The organism is Plantactinospora mayteni (assembly GCF_016862935.1).
In the GTDB taxonomy this organism is placed as follows: domain Bacteria; phylum Actinomycetota; class Actinomycetes; order Mycobacteriales; family Micromonosporaceae; genus Plantactinospora; species Plantactinospora mayteni.
Window position 1 is genome coordinate 62,579 of the sequence record NZ_BONX01000011.1, and the last position, 20,740, is coordinate 83,318.

Genomic DNA, 20,740 nt, shown 5'->3' on the forward strand with positions numbered 1-20,740 from the left:
CCATCAGGATGATCAACGGACAAAGGGCGCCGGGCGTATCGCGGGCGCTCCCCGGGGTGGGGACAACGGTCGTCGGGAGCGCCTCGCCCAGCGTTCGTCGCCGACGTTCCTCGCCGAGCGGTTCGTCGCCAACGGTTCTCGCTCCGGGCGGAGCCGAGCGTTCTCGCTCCGAGCGTTCTCGCTCCGAGCGGAGCCGAGCGTAGCCGCCCGGGCAACGTCGCACGGCCCCCCGGCAACGGCACCGTCGGCCCGTCACCCGTCGGAGGCGGGTTGCCCGGCGGGCGCGCTGCTCAGGAGCGGGCGAGCCGGCGGAGCAGGGAGTCCGCGCCGAGCGGATAGGCGCCGTGCCGGCGTACCCCGTCGGCGACCTCGCGGTCGGAGGAGACCACCACGATCGGCCGGCCGGCCGGCTCGGCCCGGACCAGCCGGCGGATCAGGTCGTCGGCGGTCTCGCCCTTCCGGGAGAACAGCACCCGTACCCCGCGCGGCGAGGGCGGCAGCCCGTGCATCCGCTCGGCGCCGTCGAAGACGACCGTCACCTCGTCACCGGTCTGCGCCGCGATGCCGCCGAGGCCGGTGATCAGACGCTTGCGCTGCTGCTCCAGGGACATGTCGCCGAAGCCGCGCTTGGTGACGTTGTAGCCGTCCACCACCAGGTGCGCCCGGGGCAGCGCCAGCAACTCGTCCAGCCGGGCCGGGTCGTCGGTGTCCAGCGCACGGGCCGAGTTGGCGGCCGCCGGGCGCTCGGCGAACGCGTCGGCGACGTAGTCGGCCGGCAACCGGTCGGCGGGATCGAGGGCGAGTTCCCTGCGCAGCCCGACGGCGGCCCGGCCGATCGTCTCCAGCAGCAGCCAGAGCCGGGCGTCGTCGACCGAGCGGGCCTCCTTGGCCGTCTGCCGGACCGCACCGGCGGTCGCCTCGGCCTCGGCCAGCCGGGCCCGTACCCGGCGCAGCTCCGCCTCGTGGTCGGCCGTGGCCCGGTTGGCCCGGCCCTTCTCGGTGGCCAGCAGCTCGGCCGCCCGCCGCTGCCCGGCCTGGGTCTCCCGCAGCGTCCGGCCCAGTACCCGGTTCTCCTCGCGGAGCTGGCCCAACTCCTCCCGGAGCCGGGCCACCTCGTCGCGCAGCTTGTCCGCCTCCACCTTCGCCACCGCACGGTCGTGCTCGGCCCGGGTGGCCCGCTGTTCGGCCTCGCGGACCAGTTCGGCGACGACCGCGCTGTCCACCTCGGCCCGGACCGCCGCACCGGCATCCTCGACCAGGTGACGCCAGCCCGGCGGCCGGGTCAGGTAGGCGAGCGCGGCGACCTCCACCGGATCGGCGGCGGCCGGACTTCCCCCGGAGACCACCACGGACCCGAGTTCGCCGGCCTCGGAGAGCACCCGGCTGGCCACCCGCTGCCGGAACAGCGGGTCGGCGGCGAGCTGGGTGGCGATCGGTCCACCGCCGAGCCGGGCCCGCCGGTTCGGCGCGAACTTGGCGACCCGGCGCAGCGGCGGCGGCAGTTCGTCGGCGGGCAGCGTCGGCAGCGCGGCGGCGGCCAGGCTGACGATCCGGGCCCGGACCGGCTCCGGCAGCGTCGGCTCCGGCTCCCGATCACCCGCCTCCCGATCGGCCGACCCGTCACCACCCAGCTCACTACCGGCCGGCCCGCCATCACCCGCCTCCCGATCGACCGACCCGCCGCCACCCAGCTCACTACCGGCCGGCCCGCCATCACCCGCCTCCCGATCGACCGACCCGCCGCCACCCGGCTCACTGCCGGCCGGCCCGCTCCCGGTCAGGTCGGTGCCGTCCGGCTCATGGTCGGCCGGGTCGACGCTGGTCGCATCGGCGCTGGTCGGATCGGCGTTGGTCGGATCGGTGCCGATCGGATCGGTGCCGGCCAGGTTGCCGCCGGCCGGCTCGGGACCAGCCGGGTCAGGACCGGTCCGGTCGCCGCCGGTCGGCTCCGTCGGATGGTCGGTGGGTGGCACGGCTTCGCCGCCGGTGGAGCCGGGCGGGGTGTCGGTGAGCAGCGTGGGCTCCGGCTCCTCGGCACCGGGTACGGCCGGACGCGGCTCGTCGGTACCGTCGTCCCGCCCGGGATCGCCAGCACGCTCGGAGCGCGCGAGCTGCGCCGCCTCCTCCGGGAGGCGGTCGTCGGACGGTTCGGCGCGGGGCATGTCGCCAGTCTCCCACCGACACCCACCCGAGCGCCCGACACCTCAGATGATCTCGCCCCGTCGGCCCCCGGTAACGAGTGGTACGGATGATACGGAAGTGTCGTACGTGCCGCCTAACCTGCCCGCCGTGGTCCCACCTCAATATGTCCAGGGCACGTTGGACGGCCTGCCACCCGGCACTCCCGGCGCGGACGGCTGGCCCGACGAGGCGACATCGCTGCGCCAGACCACCTTCGTGGTGCTCGACCTGGAGACGACCGGGGGTGCCCCGGACGGCGGCGGGATCACCGAGATCGGCGCGGTCAAGGTGCGCGGCGGCGAGGAGCTGGGCATCCTGGCCACCCTGGTCAACCCGGGTGAGCCGATCCCGCCCTTCATCACGGTGCTGACCGGGATCACCCAGGCGATGCTGCTGCCGGCCCCGCCGGTCGAGGAGGTGCTGCCCAGCCTGCTGGAGTTCCTCCGCGGCGCGGTGCTGGTCGCGCACAACGCGCCCTACGACGTGGGTTTCCTCAAGGCGGCCTGCGCCCGGCACGGCTACACCTGGCCGAACCCGCGGGTGCTGGACACGGCGGCGCTGGCCCGCCGGGTACTCACCCGGGACGAGGTGCCCAACCGCAAGCTCGGCACCCTGGCGGCCTACTTCCGCACCCCGCACCAGCCGACCCACCGGGCGCTGGCCGACGCGCACGCCACCGTGGACGTGCTGCACGGGCTGATCGCCCGGCTGGGCGGGCACCGGGTGGAGACCCTCGGCGAGGCGATCGAGTTCGCCAGGGCGGTCACCCCGACCCAGCGCCGCAAGCGGCACCTGGCCGAAGGGCTGCCCAAGGTGCCCGGGGTCTACATCTTCCGGGCCGCCGACGACCGGCCGCTCTACGTCGGCACCTCCGGCGACATCGCCACCCGGGTCCGCAGCTACTTCACCGCCGCCGAGAAGCGGGCCCGGATCTCGGAGATGCTGGCCGCCGCCGAGCGGGTCGAGGCGGTCGAGTGCGCCCATCCGCTGGAGGCGGAGGTACGCGAGCTGCGGCTGATCGCGGCGCACGCTCCGCCGTACAATCGCCGGTCGAAGTTTCCGGAGCGGGTGGTCTGGCTCAAGTTGACCTCGGAGCCCTACCCGCGACTCTCCCTGGTCCGGTCGCTGGGCCCGGACGACGCGGCCTATCTCGGCCCGTTCAGCTCCCGCCGCTCGGCAGAGTTGGCCGCGGCCGGGGTGCACGACGCGGTGCCGCTGCGCCAGTGCACCCCCCGGCTCTCGGTCCGGACCACCAGCCCGGCCTGCGCCCTGGCCGAGCTGGGTCGCTGCCCGGCGCCCTGCGAGCACCGGATCTCGGTCGAGGACTACACGGCCCGCGCGGTCGAGCCGGTCCGCTCCGCCCTGGCGGACGACCCCCAGGTGGTGGTCGACGCGCTGCTGGCCCGGATCGGGGTGCTCGCCGACGCCCGGCGCTACGAGGAGGCGGCGGTGGTCCGGAGCCGGCTGGCGGCGGTACTCCGGGCCACCGTCCGGATGCAACGGCTGGTCGGGCTGACCCGGATCGGCGAGTTGGCCGCCGCCCGCCGGGCCGCCGACGGCGGTTGGGAGATCGCGGTGATCCGGCACGGCCGGCTGGCCGGGGCCGGCACCGCCGCGCCGGGCGTGCCGCCCCGGGGGGTACTCGACCTGGTCCGGGCCACCGCCGAGACCGTGCTGCCGGGGCACGGCCCGGTGCCGAACGCCTCGGCCGAGGAGTCCGAACGCATCCTGTCCTGGTTGGAGCGACCCGACACGCGGCTGGTGGAGACATCAACCGGTTGGGCCTCCCCGGCCAGGGGCGCGGGGCGGTTCCGTGACCTGCTGGTCCGGGCCGAGGCGGCGTCGTCGCGACAACTCCCGACCGAACGCACATAGGCAAGTGACCGATCGGACGACCTTCACTCCTTTAGGCTGTTAGAGAAGTGCAGTCCTGCCCGATTTCGGGGCTTGCGTTCGCACCGGCACTCCGGTGTGTCCGTCGGCACCGGACGCGGCGGTGAGTGAGGGGGTGGCTCCGCGTGGACCTCGAAGCCGGTCACGGTGCTGCCTTCGGAAGCGCCCGCCCGACGGAGATCACGCTGAGCAGGCGGCTGCGCTCGCTGCTCTCCTGGCCGTCCGCTGAGGACGATCCGGTGACCCACCTGGTCCGGGCCCACCGCAGCGTGCACCCCAGCGCCGACGTCGGGGTGCTGCGCCGCAGCTACGCCATTGCCGAGAGCATGCACCGGGGGCAGTTCCGCAAGAGCGGCGAGCCGTACATCACCCATCCGCTGGCGGTGGCGCAGATCTGCGCCGAGTTGGGGATGGACACCGTGACCCTGGTCGCCGCGCTGCTGCACGACACCGTGGAGGACACCCGCTACACCCTTCAGGCGCTCACCGGCGACTTCGGACGCGAGGTGGCGCACCTGGTCGACGGGGTGACCAAGTTCGACAAGGCGTTCTACGGCAAGGCCGCCGAGGCCGAGACGATCCGCAAGATGATCATCGCTGCGGGCAAGGACGTCCGGGTGCTGATCATCAAGCTCGCCGACCGGCTGCACAACATGCGTACCCTCGACGCCCGTTCGCTCGCCTCCCGGGCCCGGATCGCCCGGGCCACCCAGGAGGTACTGGTCCCGCTCTGCGACCGGCTCGGCATCCAGGCACTCAAGCGCGACCTGGACGACGTGGTGCTGCGCCACCTCGAACCCGAGGCATACTCCCGGATCGACGAATACGTGCAGAGCCGGCCGGACTGGGCCGGCTATCTCGTCGACGTGGTGGGCCAGGCCAAGGTGGTGCTCCGGCGCGACAAGATCGTCTCGACGGTACGGCGCCGGGACCGGCACTACTACTCGATCTGGAAGGACACCGTCGCCCGGGAGCAGACCACCCCGTTCGACCTGCCCCGGATCGCCATCGTGGTGGACGGGCCGGACACCGACTGCTACGCCGCGCTCGGCTCGATCCACGGGCTCTGGCGGCCGGTCGCCGGGCGGTTCAAGGACTACATCGCCGCACCGAAGAACAACCTCTACAAGTCCCTGCACACCACGGTGATCGGGCCGAACGAGCGGACCGTCGAGGTGCTGATCCGGACCAGGACGATGGACCAGTCCGCCGAGTACGGCATCGCCGCCGACTTCCGCTTTCCCAAGCTCGGCGTGGACGCCGCAGGCAGCGCCGAACAGCTCGACTGGCTGCAACGGGTGCTCAACTGGGAACGGGACACCGCCGACCCGGCGCAGTTCCTCCAGTCGCTGCGCTGCGACCTCGCCGAGACCCAGATCCAGGTCTTCGCCGAGGGCCGGCAGATCGTCCTGCCGGCCGGCTCCACCCCGGTCGACCTGGCGTACGAGCTGGGTCCGCACCGGGGCGACCACTGCCTCGCCGCGAAGATCAATGGCCGGCTGGCCCCGCTCTCGTCGGAGCTGGACGAGGGCGACGTGGTCGAGATCTTCAGCGAGACCGACGCGCAGGGCGAGTTCGACCTGGCGGTCGCCCCACCGGGGCCGCGCAAGGAGTGGCTCGGCTTCGTCAAGTCACCGCACGCGCAGATGCAGATCAACCGCTGGTTCGCCGAGCACCAGGAGCCGGCGATCTCGATCACCGACAAGGTCCGGCTCGGCCGGGCCACCATCGGGCTGACGCTGCGCAAGCACGACCGGGGGCTCGCCAACGACCTGCCGCTGCGCCGGCTGGCCGAGGAGCAGGGCTATCCCGACCTGGAAACCCTGCTGGTCGCGGTGGTGGACCGGACGGTCGAGCCGGACACGGTGGTCGAGCAGTTGATCGCGTTGGTGGACCACCAGGAGTGAGAGCTGTGCCCCGGGTCACACGCCGGGCCCGTACGCCATCTAGCCTGGTCCGGTGATCTCCCGCCGCTCGTCGACGCGCGCCGTCGGCTACAAGATCTTCTATCGTCTGCCCCTCGGGGTGCGCCGCCGGTTGGTCCGGCTGGCGGTGCCGAAGTACATCGTCGGCGCGGTCACCCTGGTCCACGACGCCGAAGCGGCGGCGCCGGGCCGGATCCTGCTGCTGCGCCAGCCCCCGGGTCGGGGGTGGACGCTGCCGGCCGGGCTGCTCCAGCGCCGCGAGGCCCCGCTGGTCGGCGCCGCCCGGGAACTGCACGAGGAGACCGGCATCGAGCTGCCGCTGACGGAGTTCCAGCCGGCCGTGCCGAACGCGGTGGTACACCTCAAGGGCTGGGTCGACATGGTCTTCGAGGTACGCGTCCCGGCCTCGACCACCGAACTGGTGGTCGACGGCGCCGAGGTCTTCGAGGCCGCCTGGCACCGGCTCGACGAACTGCCCCCGCTCAGCACCGCGACCGCCCGGCTGCTCGCCCACTACCGGATCGGCCCGCTCGCCGAGCCCGACCGGGCCGGCGCCCCACCACCGTCGTGACCACGACCCCCGGCCCGGCCCCACACCTCGGCCCAGCCCCGCATCCCGGCCCAGCCCCGCATCCCGGTCCGGCGCGGATCGGCTCCGCCTCGCTCGGCGGCGGCGTCGAGGTCTGCGCCGTGGTGCTTGCCGCCGGGGAGGGTCGCCGGCTGCGCCCGCTCACCGAACACCTGCCGAAGGCGCTCTGTCCGGTGGGGAACGTACCGCTGCTGGACCGGGCGCTCGATCGGGTGTCAGCGCTCGGCTTCGACACTCCGGCCACGGTCGCGGTGAACGCCTGCTATCTCGGCGCGCAGGTGGTGTGGCACGTGGGCGGCCGGGCCGCGCTCTCGGTCGAGCCCGGTGACCCGCTCGGCACCTCCGGCGGGGTGGCCAACCTGCGAAACTGGATCGACGGCCGGGGCGTACTCGTCGGAAACGCCGACGCCTTTCTGGCCGCGCCCGACTCGCCACCCGGACCGGACGTCGCCGCGCTGCTCGCCGGATGGGACGGCACGACGGTACGGCTGCTCGGCCAGCCGGTCGACGGGCCGTCCCGCCCCGGCGACTTCGGCCGGTACCGGTTCGCCGGCTTCTCGCTGCTGCCCTGGACCCGGGTACGCGACCTGCCGGTCGAGCCGACCGAACTGGTGCACACCGTGTGGCGCCCCGCCGAGGCGGCCGGCGAACTGGAGGTCGTCGAGTTCTCCGGCCGGTACCTCGACACCGGCAGCCCCGCCGACTACCTGGCGGCGAACCTGCACGCGGCGGGCGGCGGCAGCCTGGTCGACCCGACCGCCGAGGTGACCGGCGAACACCGGTCGGCGGTGATCGGCGCCGGCGCGGTGGTCCGGGGCACCCTCGAACGCTGCGTGGTCTGGCCCGGCGGCCTGGTCCGGGCCGACGAGCACCTGACCGACGCGGTACGGGTCGGCAACAGCCTGACCGTCCCGGCGTCGGCCACCCCGCCGCCGGCCCGGTAGCCGCCGCGCGCCGTCCTTTCGGGTCCTCGGTCCCGCAGACCGGTAACCGCCGCCGGGCCGGTAGCCGCCGCGAGGCCGGCAGCCGCCGCCAGACAAGGTAACGCCGCCGGGCCGGTAGCCGACGGCGGTCAGCAGAAGCTCTAGCATGGGCGGGCAGCCGCGACACGGCACCCGTGCTCCGGCCGGCGTGGGCTGCGCCAGCGAGCACGTCGACGAGAGGAGTCCCCCGGTGATCACCGCGATCGTCCTGATCGACTGCGCCACCGACTCGATCCCCGAGGTGGCCGAGGCGCTGGCCGCGGTGCCCGGCGTCAGCGAGGTCTACTCGGTCGCCGGCAACGTCGACCTGATCGCGATCGTCCGGGTACGCGAGTTCGAGCAGATCGCCGAGGTGATCGCCGGACGGATCTCGAAGGTGCCGGGCGTGGTCGGCACCGAGTCGCACATCGCCTTCCGGGCGTACTCGCAGCACGACCTGGAGGAGGCGTTCGCGATCGGCCTCCCCGACCCGGACTGACCCGCCGCATCCGACCCCGACTGCCCCGCCGCATCCGAACCGGGCTCACCCCGCCGCGTCCGACCCGGGCTCACCCCGCCGCGTCCGACCCGGGCTGACCTCGCCGCATCCGCCCCGGACCGACGCCCGGTGCGCGGCTCCGGGGCTGGGGCGAACGACGGCTACCCGTCGGTAACGTAACCCCGCTACGCTCGCCGGATGACCGCCACGCCGGACCATCCCCCGAAGCAGAAGCCGACGCCGACGCAGAAGCAGCAGCCGACGCCGACGCCGGATCAGGACCCGGCTCGGAATCAGGACCCGGCTAGGAATCAGGACCCCGCTCCGGATCTGGCCCCGGCTTCGACCCCGGACTACGAAGAGTCCTTCGTCGACCGTGACGGCGATCGGATCGCCCTGCGCGGCTATCCCGACCCGGTCGGCGTACCGGAGGCGCCGGTCGTGCTGGTCTGGCCGGCCATGGGGGTACGGGCCAGCTACTACGCGCCGTTCGCCGCCGCGCTCCGGACCGCCGGCTTCGCCGTGGTCGTGGCCGACCTGCGGGGCACCGGCGCCAGCACCCCGGCACCGAGCCGCGCCTCCCGGTACGGCTACGCGGAGCTGGCCGGCGACGTCGGCGCGGTACTGGAGAGCCTGAAGCCGCGGCTCGACGGCCGGAGGCGGATCCTGCTCGGCCACTCGCTCGGCGGGCAGGCCGCGCTGCTGCACCTGGCGCTCGACCCCGGAGTACGGGTCGACGGGTTGGCCCTGGTGGCGGTCGGTCTGCCGCACTGGCGAGCCTATCCCCGCAGCCGTCGCCTCCCAGTCCTCGCCCTTACCCAGTTCATCCACGGCTGCGCCACGGCCCTGGGCACCTGGCCCGGCTGGCGCTTCGGCGGCCGGCAGGCGCGCGGGGTGATCCGGGACTGGGCGTACACCGCCCGGACCGGCCGGTTTCCCCGGCTCGACGGGGTCGACACGGAGGCGGCGGTGCGGGCCGTCCGTACTCCGGTGCTGGCGGTGAGCGTCGACCACGACCAGTACACGCCGCACGAGACGCTTGACCGACTCTGCGACAAGCTCGTCGCCGCGCCGGTCCGGCGGATCCGCCACACGGTGGCCGACAGCGGCGTCCGGCTCGACCATTTCCGCTGGGTACGGTCCTCGACTCCGATCGCCGCGCAGGTGGCGACGTTCGCCGCCGACCTGCCGACCCGATAGCCGGTCGCCGCGCAGGTGGCGTTCACCGCCCACCTGCCGACCCGATAGCCGGTCGCCGCGCAGGCGACGTTCACTGCCCACCCGCCGACCCGGTTGCGAAACCCGACCCGACCGTCGTGCCGGGCCGACCGTCGTGCCGGGCCGACCGTCGTGCCGGGCCCTCGGCGGGCGCGGCTACGGGTCCCCCGGGTAAGCGTCCGGAGGACCCGTCATGCTGCCACGTCCCCGCGTCTGACTAGCTGATGGTCGGGCTCGGCGTGACCGTGCCGCCCGGCGCCGGAGCACCGGAGCTGATTCCCGGACTCGGTGCCACCGTGGTGCCACCCGGGATCGGGATGCCCAGACTCTGGGCCACCGCCACCAGCGCGTTGTGGTGCGCCTGGAGCACCGGAGCCGCCTGCTGCGCCACCTGCTTGGCCGACGGGTCGGAACCCTGGGTCAACTCGGCCTGCACCAGCTGCATCGCCTGGGTGTGTGCGGTCAGCTGGGAAGTGACCCACTGCGTGTCGAAGTCCGCGCCCGTGACGTTCTGCAACTGATTGATGACCGCCTGCTGCTCACTGGTCACCTTGTTCGGCAGCGTCAGGGAGGCCCCCGAGGCGACGCTCTGCACCTTCTGGTCGAGCTGGGTGTGATCCGTCACGAACCGACCGCCGAGGTCCTTGATCTCCTGGCTCGCCCCCTTCTGCTTCGCCAGGTTGCCGGTGGCGATCTCCGCGAGGTTCACCTGGTGCATCGACTGTAGGAACTGTTTGTCCTGCGCCGACAGTGAAGCGGACGGCGTGGCCGACGGTGTCCCCGACGGTGCGGCGGCAGCGCTGTACGCGGCACCGGCCGGTACGAGGCCGAGCACCGCCATCGAGACGAGCACACCCAAGCGTTTGACGACCAACATGTTTGTTCCCCCCTCCGTCGTTGAACTTCGGGGATACCCGGTTGACCCGTGCACACGCGGACCGATGGCAGTCGAGATCGGCCAGGCCCGGCACGATCCCGCCCAGCCCGCACCACCCCGTGTTTGCCGCTCCCCCCACCGGGTACCCCGCACCCGGCGCTATGCGGCGCGTCCCGGCGAAGATCACGCTACTTCCGGGAAGGAGTGCCTGCGGCCAACGCGGAGGCCACTCCTTCCCCGAACGAGCCTCCCCGAACCAGCCCTTCCCGAACCAGCCCCGTCCCGAACGAGCGCGACGTTGCTCGGGAAGGCTCGCGCCTACCGCTCGTCGGCCTTGGCGGCCTTGGCGACGTCGACCCAGGCGTCGAGGGTGCGGGCGGCGGCGCCGGAGTCGATCGACTCGGCGGCCCTGACCAGGCCGTCCCGCATCGCCGGCAGCAGGCCACCGGCGAACCCGCCGTTGGCCGCCAGTGCCGCGGCGGCGTTGACCAGCACCGCGTCCCGGACCGGGCCGCGCTCGCCGGCCAGCAGTCGGCGGGTCACGTCGGCGTTGAAGGCGGCGTCACCACCGCGCAGGTCGCCGGGGGCGGAACGGGGCAGGTCGAGGTCGGCGGCGTCGGCCACGGTCTCGGTGACCCGGCCCTGGTGCGCGATCCACAGCCGGGTCGGCGCGGCGGTACTGAACTCGTCGAGCCCGTCCTCGCCGCGCATCACCAGTACCGCGTCGCCGCGCCGGGCGAAGACCTCGGCGACCACCCGGGCCATCCGGGGGTCGAAGCACCCCACCGCGCCGGACCGGGGCCGGGCCGGGTTGGTCAGCGGGCCGAGGAAGTTGAAGACGGTCGGCACGCCCATCTCGCGCCGGGGCACGGCGGTGTGCCGCATCCCGGGGTGGAACCGGGCGGCGAAGCAGAACCCGATGCCGACCTCGGTCACGCACCGGGCCACCCCGGCCGGCCCCAGGTCGAGCGGTACGCCGAGGAATTCGAGCAGGTCGGCGGCGCCGCACGAGGAGGAGGCGGCCCGGTTGCCGTGCTTGACGACGCGTACCCCGGCGCCGGCCACCACCATCGCGGTCATGGTGGAGATGTTGACGGTATGCGCTCGGTCACCACCGGTGCCGACCACGTCCACGGCGTCGGCCCGGAGCGACTCCGGCAGCTCCACCAGGGTGGCCCGGCCCAGCATCGCCTCGACCAGGCCGGCCAGTTCGGCCGGGGTCTCCCCCTTGGCCCGCAGCGCCGTGGCGAACCCGGCGATCTGGACCGGGGTCGCCGACCCCGACATGATCTCCCCCATCGCCCACGAGGTGTCGGCGGTGGAGAGTTCCTCGGCGCGCAGCAGCGCGGCGAGCAGGTTGGGCCAGGTCCGTTCCCCCATGCGGGCCTCCCGGGCGGGGCGGGTGGTTGGCGGTGTGTGCTGGTGTGCGTGCCCCGGAGCCCTAGGAGAGCGTGCTCGCCCCGCTGGCGCGGGCGCGGAGCAGGCCGGCCACGGTCTGGCCGGTGGTCACCGGGTCGAGCGGGTGCACCAGGGTGGCGTCGACCTGGGCGTAGGCCGCGAGCCAACGGTCGGCCGCCCGGGCGATCACCAGGCAGGTCGGCGGGGCGTCGTCCCGGTCGTCCTTGATCTGCCGGGCGATGCCGAGCCCGCCGGACGGGGTCGCCTCGCCGTCGAGCAGCAGCAGATCGATCTCGTACTCGTCGACCAGCCGGATGCACTCGTCGTAGTCGGCCGCGTCGACGAACTCGACGGCCAGGTCGGCCGCCGGCCGGGTGCCGACCGCGAGCCGCATCCGGTCCCGGACCTCCGGGTCGTCGCTGTAGAGCAGGACGGTGTACTGACGATCGCTCATCGGCGCTGGGCTCCCACCTCGTAGCTGCCCGCCGATCGTACCGGTCGGCTCCGGGGCCCGACCGGCCCGCCCGGCGCCCGGGGCCGGCACCGCCCGAATCCCGGGACATCGGGTACGCCGAACGCCGCACCCGGCCCGGGCCGTTACACCGCGCTGCCGGCAGCCCGTTCCCGGGCCTCCTGGCGGTCCAGTTCCCGGTCCACCCGGCGGGCCTCCCGCTCGGACTGCCGTACCCACTGCACCACCAGCACGGCCAGCATGGTGACGCTGACGAACTCGCCACCGGCCCAGAGGATGCCGCCGGCGACCTTCTGGTCGCTCCACGGATCGGACCAGGCCAGCCCGAGCGACGGGTACCAGTCGCCGCCGAAGAGCGTGCTGCTCTGCATGACCGTGAGCCCGAGCACGGTGTGGAAGGGCACCGAGAGCAGCATCAGCAGCGCCCGGGCCGGGTACGGCCAGCGGCCGGGCAGCGGGTCGAACCCGACCAGCGGCCAGAAGAAGAGGCAGCCGGTGAGGATGAAGTGCGCGTGCACCAGCTCGTGGCCGAACGAGCTCTCCAGGGTCCACCGGTAGATCCCGGAGAAATACAGCACGAACGGGTTGACCACGAAGATCGCGTAGGCGAAGAGCGGGAAGGAGAAGACCTTCGCCACCCGGCTGTGCAGCACCGCGAGCAGTCGCCGCCGGGGTGCTTTGCCGAGGGTACGCAGCGCCAGCGTCACCGGGGCACCCAGCGCAAGGAAGATCGGCGCCACCATCGACAGCACCATGTGCTGGACCATGTGCACCGACAGCAGGCTGGTGTCGTACGCGCCCAGCCCGCTCAGCGTCACCGCGGCGATCCCGCCCAGCCCCGGCCCGAGGAAGAGCACGGTACGCAGCACCGGCCAGGAGTGCCCGCGCACCCGCAGCCGGTGTACGCCGTACAGGTAGCAGCCGGCGGCCAGCACCAGCCCGACGGCGAGCCAGCTGTTCAGCGTGCTCTCCGTGAAGATGGCGGAGATGGTGAACGGCGTGGTCTCGGCGCCCCCACCGGCGAGGACGGCCGGTGCCGGGGGCAGCGCCGAGGCGGAGCCGGGATCGAGGTGCAGCACGATTTTCAGGCTAGGCCAGACGAACCGGGCGAGGCACGTCACCCCGTCCGACGAGGCAGTTAGGCCACCCCGACGATGGCCGATGCCGATCAGGGGCAATAATGACCGCGTGACTGCGGCCTCAGCCATTGACAAGAGCCGGATCCACTCGCTGACCCGACCCAACATGGTCAGCGTCGGGACGATCGTGTGGCTCTCGAGCGAACTCATGTTCTTCGCGGCGTTGTTCGCGATGTACTTCTCCATCCGGGCGGCGGCGCCCGAGCAGTGGGAGAAGCACACCGAGGTGCTGCAAATCCCGTACGCGACGACGTTCACGGTGATCCTGGTGCTCTCCTCGGTCACCTGCCAGATCGGCGTCTTCGCCGCGGAGCGGGGTGACGTGCACGCGCTGCGCCGCTGGTTCACGATCACGTTCCTGATGGGCCTGGTCTTCGTCCTGGGCCAGCTCAACGAGTACCGCAACCTGGTGCACGAGGGCGTGAAGATCAACGGCGACGGGTACGGCTCGGTCTTCTACCTGACCACCGGCTTCCACGCGCTGCACGTGACCGGCGGTCTGGTCGCCTTCATCATCTTCATGATCCGGACCACCATGGGCCGGTTCACCCCGGCGCAGGCGACCTCGGCGATCGTCGTCTCCTACTACTGGCACTTCGTCGACGTGGTCTGGATCGCGCTCTACGGCATGATCTACTGGCTTCAGTGATCTTGGAGCTGTCACGTTCCGCCCCGTTGCCCCGTCCCTGAGACAAGGTCGAGAAAACCGTTAAGGACACAGGCCATGACTTCTGACACCCCCGGCGGCGACCGCTCCCGCGGGCTGCTCTCGCGGCTTCGCCGCGCGCGGTCCAGGCCGCGTGGCAAGGCCCGCCGTCGACTGGGCGCCGCGGTCCGGCTGCTGGCCGCACTCACCCTGGCCGGCGGCGCCTACACCGTCTTCGCGCCCGGCCTTTCGGCGCAGGACACCCCGCAGCTCACCTCGGCGGCGCAGGAGGGCAAGGCGCTCTTCGACACGAGCTGCGTGAGCTGCCACGGCCGCAACGCGCAGGGCGTCGAGGGGCGCGGGCCGAGCCTGATCGGCGTCGGCGCGGCGTCCGTGGAGTTCCAGGTGAGTACCGGCCGGATGCCGCTGACCCGGCAGGAGGCCCAGGCCGAGGAGAAGCCGCCGGTCTTCAACGCCGACCAGACCACCCAGCTCTCCCAGTACGTGCAGGAACTCGGCGGCGGGCCGCAGCTCCCCGAGGGTGACAACCTGCACCGCGACGGGGACGTGGCCGAGGGCGGCCGGCTGTTCCGGATCAACTGTTCCTCCTGCCACACCTTCGGCGGTGGCGGCGGCGCGCTCTCCTCCGGCAAGTTCGCCCCGGACATCAAGTCCGCCGACGACCGGCAGATCTACGCCGCGATGCTGACCGGCCCGCAGAACATGCCGGTCTTCGGCGACAACCAGCTCCGGCCGGAGCAGAAGGCCGACATCATCGCGTACGTCCAGCAGACGCTGGCCGAGGACCGCGACCCGGGTGGGTTCAACCTGGGCCGGCTCGGCCCGGCCACCGAGGGTGTGGCGATCTTCCTGGTCGGCATCGTCGCACTGGTCTTCGCCGCGCTGTGGATTGCGGGGAAGTCATGAGCACGCGTACGGACGAGCACACCTCGGGCACGACCGACGCGATCGACGTGAACGACCCGCAGGTCACCCGGTTCGACATCGTCCGGGAGGGCGCCCGGCGCGACGATATCGAGATCGTCCACTACGAGGCGCAGTTCCCGGTCCCCGGCACCAAGGCCGAGCGCCGGATCACCCGCACCATCGCCCTGATGTTCCTGCTGGTCGGCCTCTTCGCCACGGCGTTCGTGGTGGCGTACATCTGGTGGCCGTGGCAGTACAAGCCGGGCACCGGCGCCGGCAAGCTCTACACCCCGGTCCTCGGCCTGACCCTCGGGCTGGCGCTGCTGCTGGTCGGCTTCGGCATCCTGGCCTGGGGCAAGAAGCTGCTGCCCAAGGAGGTGTCGATCCAGGATCGGCACATCGAGCCGGCCAGCGACGAAGAACGCAAGATCACCGGTAACACGCTGGTCTACATGGCTGACGAGCTGGGCGTACGCCGTCGCCCGCTGCTGGGCATCTCGCTGCTCGCCGGCCTGGCCCCGGTGGGCGCGGTCGCCGCGGCACCGCTGATCGGTGGCCTGATCGAGCAGCCGCACAAGAACAACCAGTACTTCACCACCGGCTGGAAGCCGATCGACGGCAAGCTGATCCACCTGACCCACCACGACGGCACCCCGGTACGCCCGGAGGACGTCAGCCCCGGCGGACAGATCACCGTCTTCCCCGGCATCGAGGGCGGCGCCACCAACAAGCACGCCGACTCCCCGGTCCTGCTGATCCACCTCCGGGAGAACGACGCGGCCCAGGCGAAGGCGGCGAACGACCAGGACGGCAAGCAGAACTTCATGTGGGGCAACTACATCGCCTACTCGAAGATCTGCACCCACGCCGGCTGCCCGGCCAGCCTCTACGAGCAGCAGACGAACCGGCTGCTCTGCCCGTGCCACCAGTCCCAGTTCCTGATCACCGACAACGCCCGCCCGATCTTCGGACCCGCGAGCCGGCGGCTTCCTCAGCTTCCCCTGGCCGTTGAGGAAGGCTTCTTCGTCGCGCAGTCCGACTTCACCGAGACGGTCGGGCCCGACTTCTGGGAGCGGCCATGAAGCGTCGTAGGTTCGATCTGGCGGCGGTGCCGGGCAAGGCGGCCCGGGAGGTAGACGACCGGCTCCAGGTGAACACCCCACTGCGGTCCCTGCTCAACAAGGTCTTCCCGGACCACTGGTCGTTCCTGCTGGGCGAGATCGCGCTCTTCTCGTTCATCGTGCTGCTGCTCACCGGCGTCTACCTGACGCTGTTCTTCGAGCCGTCGCTGCGCGAGGTGACCTACGACGGCAGCTACCGGCCGTTGCAGGGCACCCACATGTCCGCCGCGTACGCCACCTCGCTGGACATCTCGTTCGACATCCGCGGTGGCCTGGTCATGCGGCAGATGCACCACTGGGCGGCGCTGCTGTTCATGGCGTCGATCATCGTGCACATGATGCGGATCTTCTTCACCGGAGCGTTCCGCAAGCCGCGCGAGATCAACTGGATGATCGGCTACCTGCTCTTCTGGGTCGGCTTCCTGGCCGGCTTCACCGGATACTCGCTCCCGGACGACGGGCTCTCCGGCACCGGCCTGCGGATCGCCTCGGGCATCATGCTCTCGATCCCGGTGATCGGCACCTGGGTCACCTCGGCGATCTTCGCCGGTGAGTTCCCGGGCGAGATCATCATCAGCCGGTTCTTCATCGCCCACGTGCTGCTGATCCCGGCCCTGCTGGTAGGTCTGATCAGCGCGCACCTCGGACTGGTCTTCAAGCAGAAGCACACCCAGTGGCCCGGCCCCGGCCGGACCAACTCGAACGTGGTCGGCGAACGGATGTTCCCGCGCTACGCCCTCAAGCAGGGCGGCTTCTTCATGATCGTCTTCGGGGTGATCGCGCTGCTCGGCGGGCTGGTCCAGATCAACCCGATCTGGCTCTTCGGCCCGTACGAGGCCGGCGTGGTCTCCGCGGCCAGCCAGCCCGACTGGTACGTGATGTTCCTGGACGGGTCGACCCGGCTGATGCCGCCATGGGAGATCAATATCCCGATCGGCGACGGCTACGTCATCCCACCGCTGTTCTGGCCCACCGTGGTGCTGCCCGGCATCCTGACCATGGTGCCGCTGTTCTATCCGTTCATCGAGGCGCGGCTGAACAAGGACCGGGAGATCCACAACCTGCTACAGCGCCCGCGTGACGTGCCCGGCCGGACCGCCCTCGGCGTGATGGCGGTGTCGTTCTGGCTGGTGCTGACGCTCTCCGGCGCCAACGACGTGATCGCGGACAAGTTCTTCATCAGCCTGAACGCGATGACCTGGGCGGGCCGGATCGGGTTGATCATCGTGCCGCCGATCGCGTACTACGTCACCTACCGGATCTGCCTCGGGCTCCAGCAGCACGACCGGGAGGTGTTGGCGCACGGCGTCGAGACCGGCATCATCCGCCGGCTCCCGAACGGGCAGTTCGTGGAGGTGCACCAGCCGCTCGGCCGCACCGACGAGCACGGACACAGCGAACTGGAGTACGTCGGCTGGGTCGTACCGAAGAAGATGAACCGGCTCGGCGCGCTGGGCCCGGCGATCCGGGGCTTCTTCTACCCGATCGAGAAGCCGGCCGAGGCGCCGGTCTCGCCCGGCCACCCGCCGGTCGAGCCGCGCCCCGAGCGCCAGGAGATCAGCAGCGGCGACCGCCGCTGAACAAGTTCCGCCCACGTGGCGCCCGCCGGACTTCCGGCGGGCGCCACGCTCGTTTCCGGGTACGTCCGCCGTTTCCGGGTACGTCCGCCGCGCCTCGTGCCGGGTGCCCAGCCTCACCGGGTCCGAACGTCGGGGGTGTGGGATTCGACGAAGTCGAGGACGAGCCGGTTCACCAGGGCCGGCCGTTCCATCGGCAGGCCGTGCCCCGCGCCCGGCACGATCTCGGCCCGCACGCCGGGGATCAGCGCTTCGGCCCGGGCGATTGCCCGCGCCGGGCGGAGCAGAGAGCTGCGGCTCCCGACCAGCAACCGGGTCGGCACCCGTACCGCACGCAGCTCGTCGTCGGTGAGCCGCCGGGCGGCCGGCCGGTTGGTACGCCAACTGCGGGCAGCGATCATGATCGGCGCCAACTGCTCGGCGGACTCCACCAGGGCGTGGTTGGCCAGCAGGTGCGCGAGCCGACGCCGGGCCCGGCGGGGCGCCACCGAGGCGGCCGCGCCGAGCAACAGGTTGAGGTAGAACCGGGTCGGTACCTTCGCCAGCCCGCCTGGATCCAGCAGGGTCACGGTGGCCAGCCGCTGCGGCGCGTACACCGCCTGGTTGAGGGCGAGCCAGCCGCCGTAGGAGAGGCCCACCAGGTGTACGTCGTGCAGCCCGAGCCCGGCCAGCACCGCGTCGAGCCAGCCGGCGTTTCCGGCCGAGCCGACCACCACCCGCCGCTGCACACTGCGGCCCGGATCGTCGATCGTGTCGACGGCGTAGACCGGGTGCCGCTCGCCCAGCGCGGCGACCTGCGGATACCAGTTCGAGGAGTTGCCGGTGGCGCCGTGCAGCAGCACGATCGGCGCCCCGGTCTCCGGCCCGTACCGGTGCACGTGGACAGTGCCGAAGTCGGTCGGCACGTCGAGTTCCCGGCGCGGTTCGGGCCAGGCCCGCATCGCCGTGTCGTACGCCCGGAGGAACCTCTGTCGGGCCTGCTCGGTGCTGAACCTTCCGATCCGCTGTCGACCGCTCGCCGTCATTCCCCGACCTCCACTCCCGTTGGTGATACGACTGTATAGTACGTTCGTACCACCAAACGATGTCGAGAGGGGTGGCCGAGGTGCCGAGGCTGGCCAACCACGAGCAACGCCGGGCGCAGATCGTCGACGCGCTACTGCGGATCGCCGCCACCCGGGGACTGCACGCCGCCAGCATGCGTACCGTCGCCGCCGAGGCCGGGGTGACGGTCAGCACCGTGCAGTACTACTTCCACAGCAAGGAGCAGCTGCTCTTCGCCGGGCTGCGTCACCTCGCCGAGGCGCTGGGGCGGCGGCGGGCCGAGGCGGTCACCCGGGCGGCCAGAACGGGAGCCGACGACGCCGTCCCGGTCCGGGACCTGCTCGACGGCTGGCTGGGCCAGCTCATCCCCGCCGACGACGAGCAGCGGGCCGCGTACACGGTCTTCGCCGCCTACCACGCCCTCGCGCTGACCGACCCGGCGCTGGCCGCCCTCCCCTACGCCCGCAACTCCGGCGACCTGGAGCGGGCCATCGCCGACCGGCTCGACCGGGCGGGCCGGGCCGGCGAGCTGGCGCCGGGCCGGAATCCGGAGGCGGAGGCCGGCAACCTGCTCGCGCTCGCCACCGGTCTCGCCGACAGCGTCATGGCGGGCCTGCGTAGCGCGTCGGCCGCCCGAGCCCTGCTCGGATACCACCTCGACCAGATCTTCGCCACACGGCCCGCTCAGCACGGCTGACCGGGCACCAACGACGACGACCCGCAGCCCTCGGTGGGCCACGGGTCGTCGGAGAGGCTGACGTGCGCCGGTCAGTGCTCCGCGGTACGCCGGGTGCCGGAGTAGTACTCGAAAAGCAGGCCGCAGGCGCCGAAGATAACCGCGATCATGCCGGTGGCGATCAGCCACCACTGCCAGAACACCAGGCCCAGCCCGGCGACGGTGGCGGCGACGGCCAGCCCGAACGGCCAGTAGCTGCCCGGGCTGAAGAAGCCGAGCTCACCCGCGCCGTCCGAGATCTCGGCGTCCGCCCGGTCCTCCGGACGCGGGTCGATCCGCCGCGACACGAACCAGAAGAAGCCGCCGCACATCGCGGTGAGCAGGAACGACAGCGACAGCGCGACCGTACCGATCCACTCCAACCGCCCGTCGACAGCGGTCGTCCACAGCCCGTAGACAACCGCCGCGATGGCCAGGAAGAGCGAGACGACGCTGAACAGCTTCCACTCGGTCTTCATTTGGCGCTCCTCAGCTTCCCGCGCTGGCGTTACCGAAGTTGTTGGTGTCCCGCTTGGTGTCGAACGGCCGGGTGGTCTGGGCCAGCGGCGGCTCACCGATGGCGACCAGGGCGTCCTGGGTCGACTGGCCGGCCCGCTTCGCCTCGATGAACCGGTCGTACTCGTCCGGCGAGACGACCCGCAGCTCGAAGTTCATCATCGAGTGGTACGTGCCGCACAGCTCCGCACAGCGGCCGACGTACGCCCCCTCGGTGTCGAGGTTGGTGACCTCGAAGACGTTGCGGACGTTGCCGGGGAAGACGTCCCGCTTGAACAGCAGCTCCGGCACCCAGAACGAGTGGATGACGTCCTTGCTGGTCTCCTCGAACCGGATGCTCCGGCCGGTCGGCAGCACCAGGATCGGGATCACCTCGGTGGTGCCCAGCGTCGAGGCCACCGTGTTGGCGTCCTCGCCCGGCTTGTCCAGGTAGTTGAACTGCCAGTTCCACTTGAACGCGACCACCTCGACGGTCACGTCCGGGTTGCTGGTGGTCTTGTTCACCCCGGTCTGCACGATCGCCGTGTAGTAGAAGAGCACGGCGACGATCAGGATCGGCGCGATGGTGTAGAGGAACTCCATCGGCATGTTGAACCGGGTCTGCACCGGCAGCGCCTCACCCCGCTTGCGGTAGCGGATGACGCACCAGAAGATCAGGCCCCAGACGAAGACGCCGACCGCCAGGGCCGCGATCGTCGAGCCGATCCAGAGGTCGTACATGCGGTGGGACTCGGGGCTGATGCCGCCCTGCGGCCAGCCGAACCCGTCGAACGTCCGGCCGACGTCACAACCGGTCAGCAGGGCGAGCAGCGCGGCGCCACCGGCTCCGAGCCCGGCCAGCCGGCCCATCGACGGGCGTGGGCCGCGCCCTCGGGCGTCCCGGGGACTGCTCTGCCGTACGGCCGACGGCCGTACCTCCGAACCCCTTGCGACCACCTGGTCCTGCCTCCCTAGCGCGCCGCGGCGTCCGGATTGTCGACACCGGCGGCAAAGGCGTCACCGACGGTCGCAGATTACTCGACCTGCGTCGGCTGGACGGCC

The 20,740-nt window shown here is 72.0% G+C and carries 19 protein-coding genes; 11 read left to right on the forward strand and 8 right to left on the reverse strand.

The window, feature by feature from the left end; genetic code table 11:
• Positions 1-290 precede the first annotated feature (290 nt).
• Positions 291-1,631: an NYN domain-containing protein gene (locus Pma05_RS10610; protein WP_239312171.1), complete on the reverse strand. Its 1,341-nt coding sequence runs from the start codon at positions 1,629-1,631 to the stop codon at positions 291-293.
• 658 nt (positions 1,632-2,289) lie between these two features.
• Between Pma05_RS10610 and Pma05_RS10615 the strand changes: the two genes are divergently transcribed.
• The 6 genes from Pma05_RS10615 to Pma05_RS10640 all read left to right on the forward strand — a co-directional run bounded on the left by Pma05_RS10615 (position 2,290) and on the right by Pma05_RS10640 (position 9,249).
• Positions 2,290-4,056: a DEDD exonuclease domain-containing protein gene (locus Pma05_RS10615; protein ID WP_203857172.1), complete on the forward strand. Its 1,767-nt coding sequence runs from the start codon at positions 2,290-2,292 to the stop codon at positions 4,054-4,056.
• A 143-nt stretch (positions 4,057-4,199) separates the two neighbouring features.
• Complete coding sequence (locus tag Pma05_RS10620) at positions 4,200-5,981, forward strand: RelA/SpoT family protein (protein ID WP_203857173.1); 1,782 nt, start codon at positions 4,200-4,202, stop codon at positions 5,979-5,981.
• A 55-nt stretch (positions 5,982-6,036) separates the two neighbouring features.
• The gene (locus Pma05_RS10625; protein WP_203857261.1) at positions 6,037-6,570 is read left to right on the forward strand and encodes an NUDIX hydrolase; all 534 of its coding nucleotides are present in this window, start codon (positions 6,037-6,039) and stop codon (positions 6,568-6,570) included.
• Positions 6,571-6,647: 77 nt separating this feature from the next.
• Entirely contained in the window at positions 6,648-7,532 is an 885-nt protein-coding gene (locus Pma05_RS10630; protein ID WP_203857262.1) for a nucleotidyltransferase family protein, read from the forward strand.
• A 229-nt stretch (positions 7,533-7,761) separates the two neighbouring features.
• Complete coding sequence (locus Pma05_RS10635; protein WP_203857263.1) at positions 7,762-8,049, forward strand: Lrp/AsnC family transcriptional regulator; 288 nt, start codon at positions 7,762-7,764, stop codon at positions 8,047-8,049.
• A gap of 198 nt (positions 8,050-8,247) precedes the next feature.
• Positions 8,248-9,249 carry an alpha/beta hydrolase family protein gene (locus Pma05_RS10640; protein ID WP_203857174.1) on the forward strand — a complete coding sequence of 334 codons (1,002 nt, stop codon included), beginning with the start codon at positions 8,248-8,250 and terminating at the stop codon, positions 9,247-9,249.
• Between the two features lie 235 nt (positions 9,250-9,484).
• On the opposite strand, the gene Pma05_RS10645 is transcribed toward Pma05_RS10640, so the two are convergent.
• The 4 genes from Pma05_RS10645 to Pma05_RS10660 form a co-directional block, all read right to left on the reverse strand.
• A complete protein-coding gene (locus tag Pma05_RS10645; protein WP_203857175.1) occupies positions 9,485-10,144 on the reverse strand; it encodes a DUF4142 domain-containing protein in 660 nt (219 codons plus the stop codon).
• 318 nt (positions 10,145-10,462) lie between these two features.
• The gene (gene trpD, locus Pma05_RS10650; RefSeq protein WP_203857176.1) at positions 10,463-11,524 is read right to left on the reverse strand and encodes an anthranilate phosphoribosyltransferase; all 1,062 of its coding nucleotides are present in this window, start codon (positions 11,522-11,524) and stop codon (positions 10,463-10,465) included.
• A gap of 61 nt (positions 11,525-11,585) precedes the next feature.
• Positions 11,586-11,996 (reverse strand): response regulator, encoded by a 411-nt coding sequence (locus Pma05_RS10655; RefSeq protein WP_203857177.1) that lies wholly within the window; start codon positions 11,994-11,996, stop codon positions 11,586-11,588.
• A 143-nt stretch (positions 11,997-12,139) separates the two neighbouring features.
• Positions 12,140-13,060: a cytochrome c oxidase assembly protein gene (locus Pma05_RS10660; protein ID WP_372441453.1), complete on the reverse strand. Its 921-nt coding sequence runs from the start codon at positions 13,058-13,060 to the stop codon at positions 12,140-12,142.
• Between the two features lie 142 nt (positions 13,061-13,202).
• Here Pma05_RS10660 and ctaE point away from each other — a divergent pair, with 142 nt between their 5' ends.
• The 4 genes from ctaE to qcrB all read left to right on the forward strand — a co-directional run bounded on the left by ctaE (position 13,203) and on the right by qcrB (position 17,427).
• On the forward strand, positions 13,203-13,802 hold the full coding sequence (ctaE, locus tag Pma05_RS10665) for an aa3-type cytochrome oxidase subunit III (protein ID WP_203857179.1): 600 nt from the start codon (positions 13,203-13,205) through the stop codon (positions 13,800-13,802).
• Between the two features lie 75 nt (positions 13,803-13,877).
• Positions 13,878-14,726: a cytochrome bc1 complex diheme cytochrome c subunit gene (qcrC, locus tag Pma05_RS10670; RefSeq protein WP_203857180.1), complete on the forward strand. Its 849-nt coding sequence runs from the start codon at positions 13,878-13,880 to the stop codon at positions 14,724-14,726.
• A complete protein-coding gene (gene qcrA, locus Pma05_RS10675) occupies positions 14,723-15,808 on the forward strand; it encodes a cytochrome bc1 complex Rieske iron-sulfur subunit (protein ID WP_203857181.1) in 1,086 nt (361 codons plus the stop codon). Before qcrC ends, qcrA begins: the two co-directional genes overlap by 4 nt.
• Positions 15,805-17,427, forward strand: a complete 1,623-nt coding sequence (gene qcrB, locus Pma05_RS10680; protein WP_203857182.1) for a cytochrome bc1 complex cytochrome b subunit — start codon at positions 15,805-15,807, stop codon at positions 17,425-17,427. Before qcrA ends, qcrB begins: the two co-directional genes overlap by 4 nt.
• A 113-nt stretch (positions 17,428-17,540) precedes the next feature.
• Here the strand turns inward: qcrB and Pma05_RS10685 are convergent, their stop codons facing one another.
• Positions 17,541-18,449 (reverse strand): alpha/beta fold hydrolase, encoded by a 909-nt coding sequence (locus Pma05_RS10685; protein ID WP_203857183.1) that lies wholly within the window; start codon positions 18,447-18,449, stop codon positions 17,541-17,543.
• 59 nt (positions 18,450-18,508) lie between these two features.
• Between Pma05_RS10685 and Pma05_RS10690 the strand changes: the two genes are divergently transcribed.
• A complete protein-coding gene (locus Pma05_RS10690) occupies positions 18,509-19,165 on the forward strand; it encodes a TetR/AcrR family transcriptional regulator (protein WP_203857184.1) in 657 nt (218 codons plus the stop codon).
• 71 nt (positions 19,166-19,236) lie between these two features.
• Here the strand turns inward: Pma05_RS10690 and Pma05_RS10695 are convergent, their stop codons facing one another.
• On the reverse strand, positions 19,237-19,662 hold the full coding sequence (locus tag Pma05_RS10695) for a cytochrome c oxidase subunit 4 (RefSeq protein ID WP_203857185.1): 426 nt from the start codon (positions 19,660-19,662) through the stop codon (positions 19,237-19,239).
• Positions 19,663-19,672: 10 nt separating this feature from the next.
• Entirely contained in the window at positions 19,673-20,635 is a 963-nt protein-coding gene (ctaC, locus tag Pma05_RS10700) for an aa3-type cytochrome oxidase subunit II (RefSeq protein WP_203857186.1), read from the reverse strand.
• Positions 20,636-20,740 lie beyond the last annotated feature (105 nt).

What these genes read in the sequence shown, in the direction of transcription:
- Pma05_RS10640 (WP_203857174.1), top strand. Translation starts at nt 8,248, where the DNA reads ATGACCGCCACGCCGGACCATCCCCCGAAGCAGAAGCCGACGCCGACG.
- Pma05_RS10645 (WP_203857175.1), bottom strand. Translation starts at nt 10,144, where the DNA reads ATGTTGGTCGTCAAACGCTTGGGTGTGCTCGTCTCGATGGCGGTGCTC.
- trpD (WP_203857176.1), bottom strand. Translation starts at nt 11,524, where the DNA reads ATGGGGGAACGGACCTGGCCCAACCTGCTCGCCGCGCTGCTGCGCGCC.
- Pma05_RS10655 (WP_203857177.1), bottom strand. Translation starts at nt 11,996, where the DNA reads ATGAGCGATCGTCAGTACACCGTCCTGCTCTACAGCGACGACCCGGAG.
- qcrC (WP_203857180.1), top strand. Translation starts at nt 13,878, where the DNA reads ATGACTTCTGACACCCCCGGCGGCGACCGCTCCCGCGGGCTGCTCTCG.
- qcrA (WP_203857181.1), top strand. Translation starts at nt 14,723, where the DNA reads ATGAGCACGCGTACGGACGAGCACACCTCGGGCACGACCGACGCGATC.
- qcrB (WP_203857182.1), top strand. Translation starts at nt 15,805, where the DNA reads ATGAAGCGTCGTAGGTTCGATCTGGCGGCGGTGCCGGGCAAGGCGGCC.
- Pma05_RS10685 (WP_203857183.1), bottom strand. Translation starts at nt 18,449, where the DNA reads ATGACGGCGAGCGGTCGACAGCGGATCGGAAGGTTCAGCACCGAGCAG.
- Pma05_RS10690 (WP_203857184.1), top strand. Translation starts at nt 18,509, where the DNA reads ATGTCGAGAGGGGTGGCCGAGGTGCCGAGGCTGGCCAACCACGAGCAA.
- Pma05_RS10695 (WP_203857185.1), bottom strand. Translation starts at nt 19,662, where the DNA reads ATGAAGACCGAGTGGAAGCTGTTCAGCGTCGTCTCGCTCTTCCTGGCC.